This is a genomic window from Caenispirillum bisanense, assembly GCF_039523075.1.
In the GTDB taxonomy this organism is placed as follows: domain Bacteria; phylum Pseudomonadota; class Alphaproteobacteria; order Rhodospirillales; family Rhodospirillaceae; genus Caenispirillum; species Caenispirillum bisanense.
Genome location: NZ_BAAAEP010000075.1, coordinates 1 through 14,239, shown reverse-complemented (window position 1 = coordinate 14,239; position 14,239 = coordinate 1). Strand labels below are relative to the sequence as shown.

At 70.5% G+C, this 14,239-nt stretch carries 13 protein-coding genes; 12 read left to right on the top strand and 1 reads right to left on the bottom strand.

The window, feature by feature from the left end:
- Window positions 1-118 precede the first annotated feature (118 nt).
- From ABD056_RS21235 to ABD056_RS21205, 7 genes are all read left to right on the top strand, one after another.
- The gene (locus ABD056_RS21235; RefSeq protein WP_343870073.1) at window positions 119-919 is read left to right on the top strand and encodes an enoyl-CoA hydratase/isomerase family protein; all 801 of its coding nucleotides are present in this window, start codon (window positions 119-121) and stop codon (window positions 917-919) included.
- A gap of 20 nt (window positions 920-939) precedes the next feature.
- A complete protein-coding gene (locus ABD056_RS21230) occupies window positions 940-2,937 on the top strand; it encodes an acetyl/propionyl/methylcrotonyl-CoA carboxylase subunit alpha (protein WP_343870071.1) in 1,998 nt (665 codons plus the stop codon).
- Between the two features lie 56 nt (window positions 2,938-2,993).
- Window positions 2,994-3,425: a hypothetical protein gene (locus ABD056_RS21225; protein WP_343870069.1), complete on the top strand. Its 432-nt coding sequence runs from the start codon at window positions 2,994-2,996 to the stop codon at window positions 3,423-3,425.
- A 72-nt stretch (window positions 3,426-3,497) separates the two neighbouring features.
- The gene (locus ABD056_RS21220) at window positions 3,498-4,400 is read left to right on the top strand and encodes a hydroxymethylglutaryl-CoA lyase (protein ID WP_343870068.1); all 903 of its coding nucleotides are present in this window, start codon (window positions 3,498-3,500) and stop codon (window positions 4,398-4,400) included.
- 132 nt (window positions 4,401-4,532) lie between these two features.
- On the top strand, window positions 4,533-5,036 hold the full coding sequence (locus tag ABD056_RS21215) for a response regulator (RefSeq protein WP_343870067.1): 504 nt from the start codon (window positions 4,533-4,535) through the stop codon (window positions 5,034-5,036).
- A 103-nt stretch (window positions 5,037-5,139) separates the two neighbouring features.
- Complete coding sequence (locus tag ABD056_RS21210; protein ID WP_343870065.1) at window positions 5,140-5,700, top strand: response regulator; 561 nt, start codon at window positions 5,140-5,142, stop codon at window positions 5,698-5,700.
- A 164-nt stretch (window positions 5,701-5,864) separates the two neighbouring features.
- Entirely contained in the window at window positions 5,865-6,359 is a 495-nt protein-coding gene (locus tag ABD056_RS21205) for a phosphorelay protein (RefSeq protein WP_343870063.1), read from the top strand.
- Window positions 6,360-6,396: 37 nt separating this feature from the next.
- Here the strand turns inward: ABD056_RS21205 and ABD056_RS21200 are convergent, their stop codons facing one another.
- Window positions 6,397-9,135 carry a cation-transporting P-type ATPase gene (locus tag ABD056_RS21200; RefSeq protein WP_343870061.1) on the bottom strand — a complete coding sequence of 913 codons (2,739 nt, stop codon included), beginning with the start codon at window positions 9,133-9,135 and terminating at the stop codon, window positions 6,397-6,399.
- A gap of 155 nt (window positions 9,136-9,290) precedes the next feature.
- Between ABD056_RS21200 and alr the strand changes: the two genes are divergently transcribed.
- The 5 genes from alr to ABD056_RS21175 all read left to right on the top strand — a co-directional run.
- Entirely contained in the window at window positions 9,291-10,427 is a 1,137-nt protein-coding gene (alr, locus tag ABD056_RS21195; RefSeq protein ID WP_343870059.1) for an alanine racemase, read from the top strand.
- A 2-nt stretch (window positions 10,428-10,429) separates the two neighbouring features.
- Window positions 10,430-11,203: an MlaE family ABC transporter permease gene (locus ABD056_RS21190; protein ID WP_343870076.1), complete on the top strand. Its 774-nt coding sequence runs from the start codon at window positions 10,430-10,432 to the stop codon at window positions 11,201-11,203.
- On the top strand, window positions 11,200-11,976 hold the full coding sequence (locus ABD056_RS21185; RefSeq protein ID WP_343870058.1) for an ABC transporter ATP-binding protein: 777 nt from the start codon (window positions 11,200-11,202) through the stop codon (window positions 11,974-11,976). Before ABD056_RS21190 ends, ABD056_RS21185 begins: the two co-directional genes overlap by 4 nt.
- Before the next feature lie 78 nt (window positions 11,977-12,054).
- On the top strand, window positions 12,055-13,464 hold the full coding sequence (gene radA, locus ABD056_RS21180; RefSeq protein ID WP_343870055.1) for a DNA repair protein RadA: 1,410 nt from the start codon (window positions 12,055-12,057) through the stop codon (window positions 13,462-13,464).
- Window positions 13,465-13,501: 37 nt separating this feature from the next.
- Window positions 13,502-14,239: CvpA family protein (locus ABD056_RS21175; RefSeq protein ID WP_343870053.1), on the top strand; the 738-nt coding region annotated here is incomplete at its 3' end.

Here is a 14,239-nt window from a genome sequence, read left to right as displayed (position 1 = left end):
CACGCCCCGTCCCGCAGGGACGGCCGGCCCGACCGGGCCGGCGCCGCGAAAGCGGCGGGAGCCAAGGGCGCGGTCAGCGCCCGCCCGGCGCCTGAGGGCTAAAGAAAAAGGAGTCGACATGTCCGACGACATTCTCTTGGTGAGCCGCGATGCGCGCGGCGTTGCGACCGTCACCATGAACCGGCCGGAGGTGCACAACGCCTTCGACGACGTGCTCATCGGCCGCATCACCCAGGCATTCCGCGAGCTGGGCGCCGACGACAGCGTGCGCGTGGTGGTGCTGGCGTCCAAGGGGCCGAGTTTCTCGGCCGGCGCCGACCTCAACTGGATGAAGCGCATGGCGGGCTACACCCGCGACCAGAACGTCGAGGACGCGCTGGGCCTCGCCGCCATGTGCCAGGCCATCGACACCTGCCCCAAGCCGACGCTGGCGCTGGTGCAGGGCGCAGCCTTCGGCGGTGGCGTCGGGCTGGTGGCCTGCTGCGATATTGCCATCGGCACCACCCATGCAAAGTTCATGTTGAGCGAAGTGAAGCTCGGCCTGATCCCGGCGGTGATCTCGCCTTACGTGATCCGCGCCATGGGCGCCCGCGCCGCCCGCCGCTACTTCCTGACCGCCGAACGCATCGACGCCACGGAAGCCCAGCGCCTCAGCCTGCTGCACGAGGTGGTGGAGGACGAAGACGACCTCGCCAGCACCGGCGAGCGCATGGTGGCGACGCTGCTCGCCAACGGCCCGGCCGCCATGGGCGCCGCCAAGGCGCTGGTGGATGCCGTCGCCGACCGGCCCATCACCGATGCGGTCATTCAGGACACCGCCGAACGCATCGCCGCCACCCGCGCCTCCGCCGAAGGGCGCGAGGGCGTGACGGCGTTCCTTGAAAAGCGCAAGCCGGCCTGGGGCCAGGGCCAGGGATAAGGCGAAGGGAGACGCCAGGAATGTTCAGCAAAATCCTCATCGCCAACCGCGGTGAAATCGCCTGCCGGGTGATCAAGACGGCCAAGCGGCTCGGCGTAAAGACGGTTGCCGTCTACTCCGAAGCCGACGTCGAGGCCATGCATGTTCACATGGCCGACGAGGCCTATTGCATCGGTCCGGCGGCGGCGGCTGACAGCTACTTGCGCGGCGAGAAGATCCTCGCCGTCTGCGAGGCCTCGGGCGCCGAGGCGGTCCACCCCGGCTACGGCTTCCTGTCGGAGAACGCCGCCTTCGCCGAGGCCTGCGCCGCCAAGGGCGTGGTGTTCATCGGGCCGCCGGTGCCGGCCATCGTCGCCATGGGCTCCAAGTCCGAGTCCAAGCGCATCATGGAGGCGGCCGGCGTGCCGCTGGTGCCGGGCTACCACGGCGAGGACCAGGAGCTTGCCACCCTGCGCGCCCATGCCGACCGCATCGGGTATCCGGTGCTGGTGAAGGCCTCGGCCGGCGGCGGCGGCAAGGGCATGCGCGTGGTGGAGAGCGGCGACCAGTTCGAGGCCGCGGTCGCCGGCGCCCGCCGCGAGGCCAAGGCGGCCTTCGGGGACGACAGCCTGCTCATCGAAAAGTACCTGTCGCGCCCGCGCCACGTGGAAATGCAGGTGTTCGGCGACACCCACGGCACCGTCGTCCACCTCTATGAGCGCGACTGCTCGCTGCAGCGCCGCCACCAGAAGGTGATCGAGGAAGCCCCGGCCCCGGCCCTGCCCGATGCCGTCCGCGCCCGCCTGCACGAGGCGGCGGTGGCGGCGGCCAAGGCGGTGGATTACGTCGGCGCCGGCACGGTGGAATTCCTCTACCAGGACGGCGAGTTCTACTTCATCGAGATGAACACCCGCCTGCAGGTGGAACATCCGGTGACGGAGATGGTCACCGGCCTCGATCTGGTGGAATGGCAGCTGCGCGTCGCCTCCGGCGAGCCGCTGCCGCTGCGGCAGGAGGACATCCGCACCCGGGGCCATGCATTCGAGGCGCGGCTCTACGCGGAAGACCCGCAGCGCGACTTCCTGCCGGCCACCGGCACGCTCACCCACCTGCGCCCGCCGGTGGAGGAGGGCGGGGTGCGCGTCGATACCGGCGTGCGCCAGGGGGATGCCGTCTCCATCCACTACGACCCCATGATCGCCAAGCTGGTGGTGTGGGATCACGACCGATCGGCGGCCCTGCGCAAGCTGAAGCAGGCGCTGGAGCGCTACCAGGTGGTGGGCGTCGCCACCAACACCGCCTTCCTGACGGCGGTGGCGAGCCATCCGGCCTTCGAGGCGCTGGAGCTGGACACCCGCTTCATCGAACGCTACCGCGCCGACCTCATCCCCGAGGCCAAGCCGGCCGATGACCGCATCCTCGCCGTCGCGGCGCTGGAGGTGCTGTCGAAGCGCGATCAGGACGCGCGCGCCCATGCGCTCGCCGGCAGCGATCCCTACTCGCCGTGGCACAACACCGACGGCTGGCGCCTCAATGATCGCGGCCATGTGGACCTGCGCTTCGTCGACGGCGAGGCGGAGCACATGGTGGTGGTCCACTACCGCCGCGACGGCTATGAACTGGAGCTGCCAGGTGGCCGGGTGGCGGCGCGGGTGGCGCGCGATGCCCACGGCGACCTGATGGTGGACCTCGACGGCGTCCGCCAGCGGGCGACGGTGGTGCGCCTGGGCGATGATCTGGTCATCATGCACGACGGCCGCCAGCACCGCCTGACCGTGTTCGATCCCGCCGCCGCGGCGGCCGATCAGGACGGCGCCGGCGGCAAGCTGACGGCGCCCATGCCGGGCAAGGTCATCCAGGTGCCGGTGGTTGAAGGGCAGAAAGTTGTCAAGGGCATGCCTTTGGTCGTGCTTGAAGCCATGAAGATGGAGCATACAATCACCGCTCCCGCAGACGGGACGGTGACGGCGATCCACTACGGTCCGGGGGACCAGGTGGCCGACGGCGCCGAGTTGCTGTCGTTCGAGCGGGCGGAGTAGGAGCGCATGGGGGTGCGGGCCCTGCTTCGCCGGCCAGACCAGGAGGGGTAGAGCCCGTGACCGATGCCAATGCCGCCGTCAACGCCCTGATGCTGGACTATGCGTGGACCGTCCACGACTTCCAGCAGCTGGCCCGCAGCCTGTCGCTGCTGGCCACCGCCATCGGGGCGGATGACTTCGAGGACCGTAACTTCTATGCCGACGTCGAACTGCTGACCATGGACATGGCGCCGGAAACCGCCCGCCATGCCGCCGTGGTGCGGGGTCTGACGGCCGACGACAAGGCGGTGCTGATGCGGCTGAAGCAGGCGCGGGACAAGCTGGTCTACAGCTTCTTCCTGGACTGCCGGTTCGACCGCCCCGGCGCCGACGACATGGCGGCCAAGGCGCACGCCCGCCTGACCGCCATGCGCGAAGACGTGAAGAAGGGCCGCGCCGTGCTCGACCGTGCCTACGCCCTGGTGGCCGAGGCCGGCGAGGAGGACTGATCCCGTCGCCGCCTTCAGGCGGCGGGCAGGGCAGGGCGCGGCCGACCGGACAAGACACTGAGAGGAAACGCCATGCCCCTGCCCGCATCCGTGAAGATGGTGGAAGTCGGCCCCCGCGACGGCCTGCAGAACGAGCCGACGCCGGTGCCGCCGGCGGTGAAGGCGCGGCTTGTCGACCTGCTGGCCGAAGCGGGCCTCACCGCCATCGAATCCGGCAGCTTCGTCAGCCCCAAGTGGGTGCCGCAGATGGCCGGCACGCCGGAGGTGCTGGCCGCCATCACCCGCCGGCCCGGTGTCTCCTACCCGGTGCTGGTGCCCAACCTGAAGGGGCTGGAGGCGGCGGAGGAGGCGGGGGGCGTCGACGAGATCGCCGTGTTCGGCGCCGCGTCGGAAGCCTTCTCGCAGAAGAACATCAACTGCTCCATCGACGAGAGCCTCGCCCGCTTCGCGCCGGTGGCGGAACGGGCGCTCGCCAACGGCTGGCGGGTGCGCGGCTATGTCTCCTGCGTGCTCGGCTGCCCCTATGAGGGCGAGATCGCACCGGCCCGGGTGGCGGCGGTGGCGCAGAAGCTGCTGGCCATGGGCTGCTACGAGATCAGCCTCGGCGACACCATCGGCACCGGCACGCCGGTCAAGGCGCAGGCGATGATCGAGGCGGTGGCGCAGGTGGTGCCGGTGGAGAAGCTGGCGGCCCACTTCCACGACACCTACGGCCAGGCGCTCGCCAACATCCTGGCGGTGATGGAGAAGGGGGTGGCGGTGGTCGACAGTTCCGTCGCCGGGCTGGGCGGCTGCCCCTATGCCAAGGGGGCGTCTGGCAACGTCGCCAGCGAGGACGTGCTGTACATGCTGGACGGCATGGGCGTGCGCACCGGGGTCGACCTCGACCGCCTGATCGCCGCCGGCGCCTTCATCTGCGATCACCTGCAGCGGCCGACCGGGTCGAAGGTGGCCCGCGCCCGCGGCTGCGCCTGAGCCGGCCGCCATGCCCGAGGGGGGAGGGAGGGCGCAACCGCCCCCACCTTCGGTCAAGACCCCTGTTCCCCTGGGTGCACGGCTTCTGTATGATACCCGCGGGTAATGGCTGGGCTGGGGGCAGGGCCTGGGATGATCGGGTTTGACGGGCGCCAGCTGCGAGTCCTGCTGGTGGAAGATAATGAACACTTCCGCCGGCTGATCCGCACGGTCTTGCAGGCGCTTGGCATCACTCGGGTGACGGAAGCCACCGACGGCGGCGCCGGTCTGGCGGCGCTGGGGGGCGGGGCGGAGGTCGATCTGGTGATCGTCGACTACCGCATGCAGCCCATGGACGGGGTGGAATTCACCCGCCGCCTGCGCACCGATCCGGCCTCGGCCAATCCCTATGTCCCGGTCCTCATGGTCACCGGCTATACGGAGCCGCGGCTGGTGGCGGAAGCCCGCGATGCCGGTGTCAACGAGTTCCTCGCCAAGCCGATCTCGGCGAAGACGCTGTTGTCGCGCATCGTCCAGCTGATCCAGACACCGCGTCCGTTCGTATCAACCGAGGGTTATTTCGGGCCTGATCGTCGTCGCCGTGCAGTTCCATTTCCTCACGTCGAGCGGCGGCGGTCATCCCTACCTGAGGTGTAGGATTCCGCTTTCCGCGTCGTGAACTTTCGCGGTATACACGATCAGGAAGCGCCCGCCGGCAACGGCGCATCGTCAACAGAACGCCAGGGCGAAGGTCGATCCGATGGCAGGTTACAATCTGGAACGTCTGAACTTCCTCTGCGTCGACGACAACAAGCACATGCGTGCTCTGGTGAAGACGATCCTGCACGCCCTGGGATCGAAAAACGTGCACGAAGCCGCCGACGGGGCCGACGCCTTCAAGGAACTGCGGCACTTCCCGGCCGACATCATCATCTGCGACTGGAACATGTCGCCGCTCGACGGGCTGGATTTCGTCCGTCTGGTGCGCACCGGCAAGGACAGCCCGAACCCCTTCGTGCCCATCATCATGCTGACCGGCCACACGGAAATGCACCGGGTGATCGAAGCGCGCGATGCCGGCGTGCACGAATTCCTCGCCAAGCCCATTTCCGCCAAGGGCCTGTTCTCGCGCATCCGTTCGATCATCGAACGGCCGCGGCCGTTCATCCGCGCCGGCCTCTACTTCGGGCCGGACCGCCGCCGCCGCCAGATCGACTGGAAGGGCGCGGAACGCCGCAAGTCGGCCATTGCCGCCGCCCCCGCCGCCGCCGATGCCGGCGGCCTCAGCCAGGCCGAGGTCGAGGCGCTGCTCAACGGCTGATCCCGCGACAGCGGGGGGTGGTCGCGCCGTCGCCCCGTGCGGGCGGTGATTGACGCTCCGCGCCAATGGGATAGGATACCCCCCATGCGGTGGGGGTACCGCCTGCGGCCGAGACCACGGCTCGCCGCAGCAGCGCGCAGGACGGCAAGGGGGGCACGACGGGCATGACCAACGGACCGGAATTCATCCAGCCCCCCAACACCCTGAAGGACAAGGTGAAGGTCACCGAAGGCGGGGTCGATCTCGACGCGCTGGAGAAGGCCGAGGCGCTGATCGCCGGCCTGCAGGACAGCTACCTCGAATGGGTCGAAGGCGACCTGGAGCGGCTGCAGACCTACTACGGCGAGGCCGAGGCCCTGGCCGGCGCCGACCGCCGCGCCAAGCTGGGGGAGGTGTTCTCGGTCGCCCACGACGTCAAGGGCCAGGGCGGCAGCTTCAACTATCACCTCATGACCGCCATCGGGAACAAGCTCTGCCGGTTCATCGAAAAGATGCCGGCCGACATCACCCGCGGCCACATGGAAGTGGTGAAGGTCCACATCGACGCCCTGCGGCTGGTGATCGCCCAGCGCATGGAAGGTGAGGGCGGTCGCGCCGGGGAAAACCTGATGCGCGGCCTGGATGCGGTCATCGCCAAGGTCAGCGGGCCCGAGAAGTAACCGGGCCCGCCGTTTCCCAACCCTCGTCCCGCCGCCCTCAGCCAGCGCGGGCCAGCCGGCGCCGCAGCAGCGCCTTTTCCGCCTCCACCGCCAGGAAGGCCGGCAGCGCCGCGGCAACGATCAGCGCCCAGTGATAGGCCTCCAGAGGCGCCGTCCCGAACAGGGCGTTCATGGGCGGCCAGTAGGTGAAGGCGGCCTGCGCCAGCATGGTCAGCGCCACCGCGATCAGCACCGGCCGCGACCCGAACAGCGCCTCGGCGTTCAGCGAGCTGGCGGTCAGGTAGCGGCTGCTGAACAGATAGACGATCTCCACCGCCACCAGCATGTTGACCGCCGCCGTGCGGGCGACGGCGATCCCGGCGTCCTCCACCTTGGTTTCCCACAGGAACAGGCCGAAGACGGCGATCAGCATCAGCACCGACACGAAGCTGACCCGCCACACCAGGAAGCCGGACAGCAGCGGTTCGCCGGCCGGGCGCGGCGGGCGGCTCATGATGGTGCGCTCGGCCGGTTCGAAGGCGAGCGCCAGCGCCAGGGTGACGGCGGTGATCATGTTGATCCACAGGATCTGCACGGCGGTGATGGGCAGCACCGTGCCGGCGGCGATGGCGGCGATGATGGTCAGCGCCTGGCCGCCGTTGGTGGGCAGGATGAACAGGATCGCCTTCTTGATGTTGTCGTAGACGGTGCGGCCTTCCTCCACCGCCGCGGCGATGGAGGCGAAGTTGTCGTCGGCCAGCACCATTTCCGCCGCCTCCTTGGCGGCGTCGGTGCCCTGGATGCCCATGGCGACGCCGACGTCGGCGCGCTTCAGGGCCGGCGCATCGTTGACGCCGTCGCCGGTCATGGCGATCACCGAGCCGTCGGCCTGCAGCGCCTGCACGAGGCGCAGCTTGTGTTCCGGCGCGGCGCGGGCGAAGACGTCCACCGCATGGACCTGGGCGCGCAGTTCGGCCTCGCTCAGGGCGTCGATGTCGCGGCCGGTGAGGGGCTGGCCGGCGCCGGGCAGGCCCAGGCGCTCGCCGATGGCGGCGGCGGTGAGGGCATGGTCGCCGGTGATCATCTTCACCCGCACGCCGGCGCTCAGGCAGCGGCGGACGGCGGCCATGGCTTCCTCGCGCGGCGGGTCGATCAGGCCGACCAGGCCGATGAGGGTCAGGCCGCCCCGGATGTGGTCGGGGGTGAGCTGGTGCGGATCGGGCGCCCCCACCCGCTCCGCCAGCGCCAGCACCCGCATGCCGCGCCCCGACAGGGCGGCGGCGCGGTCGTGCCAGGCCTGGCGGTCGATGGGCCGCTCGCTGTCGTCGGTCGCCTCGGTGTCGCACAGCTCGATGATGACTTCCGGCGCGCCCTTGACGTGGATGTTGGGGTGGCCGCCGTCGGGGTCGGCATCCAGGGTCGCCATGTAGGCGCGTTCCGACTCGAAGGGGATGACGTCCAGCCGGTGGTGTTCGCGGCGCAGGGTTTCCGGCTCCAGCCCGGCCTTGCGGGCGGCCACCACCAGGGCGCCTTCGGTGGGGTCGCCGGTGATGCTCCAGCGGTCGTCCTTGTGGTCGAGCAGGGCATCGGCGCAGACGCAGCCGGCCACCAGCAGGCGGGCCAGCAGCGGGTCGGCCATGGGCTCGGCCAGGGTGTCGCCGTCGCGGCCGAAGCGGCCTTCGGGGACATAGCCGGCGCCTTCCACCGTCACCTCGCCGTCGGCCAGGGCGCAGGCGGCGAGCGTCATTTCGTTGCGGGTGAGGGTGCCGGTCTTGTCGCTGCAGATCACCGACACCGACCCCAGCGTCTCCACCGCCGGCAGGCGGCGGATGATGGCGTTGCGCCCGGCCATGCGCTTGACGCCGATGGCCAGGGTGATGGTGACGATGGCCGGCAGCCCCTCGGGGATGGCCGCCACCGCCAGGCCGACGGCGGCGAGGAACATCTCGTCCATGGTGTAGCCGCGCACCGTCACCCCGAAGGCGAAGGTGAGCGCCGCGACGGTGAGGATGATGACCGTCAGCACCCGCCCGAACTGCGCCAGCTGGCGCAGCAGGGGGGTATCCAGCGTCTGTACGTCGGTCAGCATCTGCGAGATGCGGCCGATTTCGGTCTTGCCCGCGGTGGCGACCACCACCCCCTCGCCATGGCCCTGCACGGCGGTGGTGCCGGCGAAGGCGAGGCTCGCCCGGTCGCCGAGGGCGGTTTCCGGCGCCACGGCGGCGGTGGCCTTGTCCACCGGCAGGCTTTCTCCGGTCAGCGCCGCTTCCTGCACCCGCAGGCCGCGCACCTGCAGCAGCCGCAGGTCGGCGGGGATGCGGTCGCCGGGTTCGATCACCACGATGTCGCCGGGCACCACCTCGGCCGCCTTGATGCGCTGGCGGCGGCCGCTGCGCACCACCACCGCATCGGGCGACAGCATGCTGCGGATGCTGTCCAGCGCCTGTTCCGCCTTGCCTTCCTGGATGAAGCCGATGAGGGCGTTGATGAGCACGACACCGAAGATGACGCCGGAATCGACCCAGTGCTGCAGCAGCAGGGTGACGACACCGGCCGCCAGCAGCACCAGGATCAGCACGTTGTCGAACTGGGCCAGGAACCGCTTCCAGGGTGGCCGTCGCGGCGCCTCCGGCAGGCTGTTGGGGCCGACCTCGCGCAGCCGCTCGGCGGCGGCGTCGGGGGTGAGGCCGCTCGCCGTGGTGCCGAGGTGATCCAGCGCTTCGGTGGGCGGCAGGGCGTGCCAGTCGGTGCGGGTGACGTCGAACGGCATGGCGTCGTCCTCCCTGTACTGCGGCATGGGTGGCTCCCCATGCAGTTTACGGTCTTTCAGGGTCGTATGCACCCGGAACCGGTGCAGTGCAGCATCATTTCGGTGGGTCGGAAAAGCTTGGCGGGGCAGGCGGCTGCCCGTAAAGTCGGCGCGCCATACCGACGGGCAAGCGAGACCCTGCCATGACCGAGCCGGCTGCGGCCGCCGCCATCCTGACCATCGACCTGGACGCCCTGGCCGCCAACTGGCGCCAGCTGGCCGACCGGCTGGCGCCGGGCGGCTGCGAGTGCGCCGGGGTGGTCAAGGCCGACGGCTACGGCCTGGGCGCGGCGCCGGTGGGCCGCACCCTGCACGCCGCCGGCTGCCGCACCTTCTTCGTCGCCCAGGCGGAGGAAGGGGTGGAGCTGCGGGCGGCGCTGGGACCGCAGCGGCCGGCGACGGTGTTCGTGCTGGCCGGCCTGCTGCCCGGCACTGCCGATCGTCTGGCCGCCCGCGGCCTCGCCCCGGTGCTGTCGACGCCGGAGCAGGTGGCGGCGTGGCGGGATCTGCCGGCCGGGCAGCGCGCCGCCATGGGCCGGCCGGCCCTGCACCTGGATACGGGCATGCGCCGTCTCGGCCTGACGGTGGCGGAGGCGGAGGCGCTGCTGGCCGATGCGGCGGCGCTGGCCGACCTCGACCCGGCGCTGGTGCTCACCCATCTGGCCTGCGCAGACGAACCCGCCCACCCGCTGAACGCGGAGCAGCACGCCCTGTTCGGCCGCCTGCGGGCGCGGCTGCCGGGGGTGCGGGCGTCCTATGCCAATTCCTCGGGCATCTTTCTTGAGGGGGCGCCGCTGTTCGATCAGGCGCGGCCCGGCATCGCCCTTTACGGCGGCAACCCGACGCCGGGGCGGCCCAACCCCATGCGGCCGGTGGTGCGGCTGCAGGCAAAGGTGCTGCAGGTGCGTCGAATTGACGCTGTGGAGTCGGTCGGATATGGTGCCACCCACCGCATGGCGGCCGGGTCACGGGTCGCCACCGTCGGCGTGGGCTATGCCGATGGCTGGCCGCGCGCCCTCGGCAACCGCGGCTGCGGCGTCCTCGCCGGGCGCCGCGTGCCCATCGTCGGGCGGGTGTCCATGGACCTGACCCTGTTCGACGTTTCCCGCAGTCCCGCAAGCGAGGCCCGACCCGGCGCGATGATCGACCTCATCGGACCCGACCTGCCCATAGACGAGGTGGCGGCCAGCGCCGGCACCATTTCCTACGAGGTGCTGACCCGGCTCGGCCGCCGCTACGGCCGCGTGTACGTGGGCGGACCGGCGGGAGCGGCGGCATGAACCTGAACTTCCTCGCCATCATCGGCCGCATGGTGCTGTCGTTCCTGCGTCACGCCGGGCGGCTGGCTGTGTTCACGGTGGTGTCGCTGCTGCACTGCTTCACGCCGCCGTTCTTCCTGCGCAACATCGGCCGCCAGATGGTGGAGATCGGCTATTACTCCCTGCCGGTGGTGGGGCTGACGGCCATCTTCTCCGGCATGGTGCTGGCCCTGCAGAGCCACACCGGCTTCGCCCGCTTCTCGGCCGAAGGGGCGGTGGCGACGGTGGTGGTGCTGTCCATGACCCGCGAGCTGGGGCCGGTGCTGGCCGGCCTGATGGTGGCCGGGCGCGTCGGCGCCTCCATGGCCGCCGAGATCGGCACCATGCGGGTGACCGAGCAGATCGACGCCCTGACGACGCTGGAAACCAACCCCTACAAGTATCTGGTGGCGCCGCGCCTGTGGGCGGCGACGCTGATGCTGCCGCTGCTGGTGCTGGTGGCCGACATCATCGGCGTGTTCGGCGGCTATCTGGTCGGCACCTACAAGCTGGGCTTCAACCCGGTCAACTACATCAAGCGCACCTTCGACTACCTGGAATTCGTCGACGTGTTCTCGGGGCTGGTGAAGGCGGCGGTGTTCGGCTTCCTCATCGCCCTCATCGGCTGCTACAACGGCTACATGAGCAAGGGCGGCGCCCAGGGCGTCGGCCAGGCGACCCGCAACGCGGTGGTCGGGGCGTCCATCCTGATCCTGACCGCCAACTACATCATCACGGAGCTGTTCTTCAGCCGATGACCACCGACCAGCCGAAGATCAAGATCCGGGGCGTGCGCAAGAGCTTCGGCCCGAAGACGGTGCTCGACGGCGTCGACCTTGATGTCGGCCGTGGCGAGTCGGTCGTCATCATCGGCGGCTCCGGCACCGGCAAGTCGGTGCTGCTGAAGTGTATCCTCGGCCTGCTGCAGCCTGATGCCGGCTCCATCCGCATCGACGGCCAGGAAACGGCCAAGCTGACCGGCAAGGCGCGCGACCAGGTGCTGCATAAGTTCGGCATGCTGTTCCAGGGCGCGGCGCTGTTCGACAGCCTGACGGTGTGGGAGAACGTGGCCTTCCGCCTCATCCACGGCGACAAGATGCCGCGCCGCGACGCCCGCGAGATCGCGGTGGAGACGCTGCGCCAGGTGGGCCTGTCGCCCGATGTCGCCGACCTGATGCCGGCGGAACTCTCGGGCGGCATGCAGAAGCGCGTCGGCCTTGCCCGCGCCATCGCCGCCAAGCCCGACATCATCTTCTTCGACGAGCCGACGACGGGCCTCGACCCCATCATGGCCGACGTCATCAACGACCTGATCGTCGCCTGCCGCGAGCAGCTGGGCGCCACCACCCTGTCGATCACCCACGACATGGCCTCGGCCCGCAAGATCGCCGACCGGGTGGCGATGATCTACCATGGCCGCATCATCTGGGTGGGCGATGCGGCGGCGGTGGAAGCCAGCGGCAACCCCTACGTCGACCAGTTCGTCCACGGCCGCGCCGAAGGCCCGATCAAGATGGAACTGCGGCGCTAGCCGCCCGTCATCCACCCCGTGCCGGGCGGGCGCCGCCGGCGCCCTTCCGTCGTCCGTCAGCGGAGCCTGTCTCGCGCCATGGCCAAGCCTACCTCGCGTTTCGTCTGCCAGTCCTGCGGCTCGGTGTTCTCCAAGTGGGCCGGGCGCTGCGACGGCTGCGGCGAATGGAACACGCTGGTGGAAGAGGCGGTGCCCGAGGCCATGCCCAGGACCGCCAGCGGCGGGCGCGGCGGGCGCAAGCTGGACTTCGTGCCCCTGCGCGGCGAAACCTCCACCCCGCCGCGCCGGCTGACCAACATCGCCGAACTGGACCGGGTGTGCGGCGGCGGCCTGGTGCCCGGCTCCGCCCTGCTGGTGGGCGGCGACCCCGGCATCGGCAAGTCGACCCTGCTGCTGCAGGCGACGGCGGCCCTGGCGCGGACCATGCGATGTGCCTACATCTCCGGCGAAGAGGCGGTGGATCAGGTGCGGCTGCGGGCGGCGCGGCTCGGGCTCGATGATGCGCCGGTGGAACTGGCGGCCTCGACCTCGGTGCGCGACATCGCGGCGACGCTGGAGGCCGACCCGCCGGAGGTGGCGGTCATCGACTCCATCCAGACCATGTTCCTCGACACGCTGGACAGCGCGCCGGGCACGGTGGCGCAGGTGCGGGCGTGCAGCCATGAACTGATCCGGCTGGCCAAGCGCAAGGGCTTCGCCCTGTTCCTGGTCGGCCACGTCACCAAGGAAGGCACCATCGCCGGCCCCCGCGTGATGGAGCACATGGTCGACACGGTGCTGTATTTCGAGGGCGAGCGCGGCCACCAGTTCCGCATCCTGCGGGCGGTGAAGAACCGCTTCGGGGCGACCGACGAGATCGGCGTGTTCGAGATGACCGATCGCGGGCTGGCCGAAGTGGTCAACCCCTCCGCCCTGTTCCTGGCGGAACGGCGGGGCAATGTGTCGGGATCGTGCGTGTTTGCCGGTCTGGAGGGGTCGCGGCCGGTTCTGGTGGAGATTCAGGCGCTGGTGGCGCCCAGCGGCTTCTCGACGCCGCGGCGGGCGGTGGTGGGGTGGGACTCGGGCCGCCTCGCCATGGTGCTGGCGGTGCTGGAGGCCCGGTGCGGCCTTGCCCTCGGGGGCAACGACGTGTATTTGAACGTCGCCGGAGGCCTGCGTGTCGCCGAGCCCGCGGCCGACCTGGCGGTGGCGGCGGCGCTGATCTCCTCGGCGACCAATCAGCCGGTCTCCGCCGATATGGCGGTGTTCGGCGAGATCGGCCTGTCGGGCGAGGTGCGGGCGGTGGCGCAGGCGGATGTACGGCTGAAGGAAGCCGCCAAGCTGGGCTTTGCCGAGGCGCTGGTGCCGCGCCGTCCGCCCAAGCCGGCCGCCAGCGGACGCGACAAGGGCCGGCCGCCGTCGGCGATCGACGGGTTGCAGGTCCGCGAATTGGGCCACTTGCAGGATCTGGTGGCCATGTTCCCGCCGTTGCCGAAGCGGGACGGATAACGAGTGTACTGATCGGCCTGCGGGCCCCGGGGTTGGAATGGACGGACTGCCGCTCAACGTGCTGGACCTCATCGTCCTGGTGGTGCTGCTGCTGTCGGCGGTGCTCGCCTTCTTCCGTGGCTTCGTTCACGAGACGCTGGGCATCGCCGCCTGGGTCGGCGCCGGCTTCGCGGCGCTCTACGGCCTGCCCATGATCCAGGCCAGCGTGCGCGAGCTGATCCCGGTGTCGTGGGCGGCGGACGCCACGGCGGCGGTCGCCATCTTCCTGGTCACCCTGCTGGTGCTGTCGATCATCACCCGGTCCTTCGCCCGGCGGGTGCAGGACAGTTCGCTCGGCTCGCTCGACCGCTCGCTCGGCGTGCTGTTCGGGCTGGCGCGGGGTGCGTTCCTGGTCGGGCTGGCCTATATCGTGCTCTCCTGGCTGATCCCGCCGGAGGACCACCCGGACTGGATCCGCACCGCCCGCGGTCTGCCGCTGATCCAGCAGAGCGCCGGCATGATCCGGTCGGTGGTGCCGGCCGAGCTGGGCATCGGCGATGCCGCCGACCAGAGCCGCCGCACCGCCGAGGAGGCCATCGAGCTGAAGCGGACCTTCGACAACCTGACCCAGCCGCAGGTGCGCCTGCCAGAAGCGGCGCCGGTGCTGCCGGTGGCCGTGACGCCGGCGCCCGCCCGGCCGCAGCCCCAGCCGCAGCCGCAGGCGCCGGTGATGACGCCCGCCCCGGCCCCGGTGCCGGTGCAGGCCGCACCCGTCGCCGCCCCCGCCGCGGCTTCG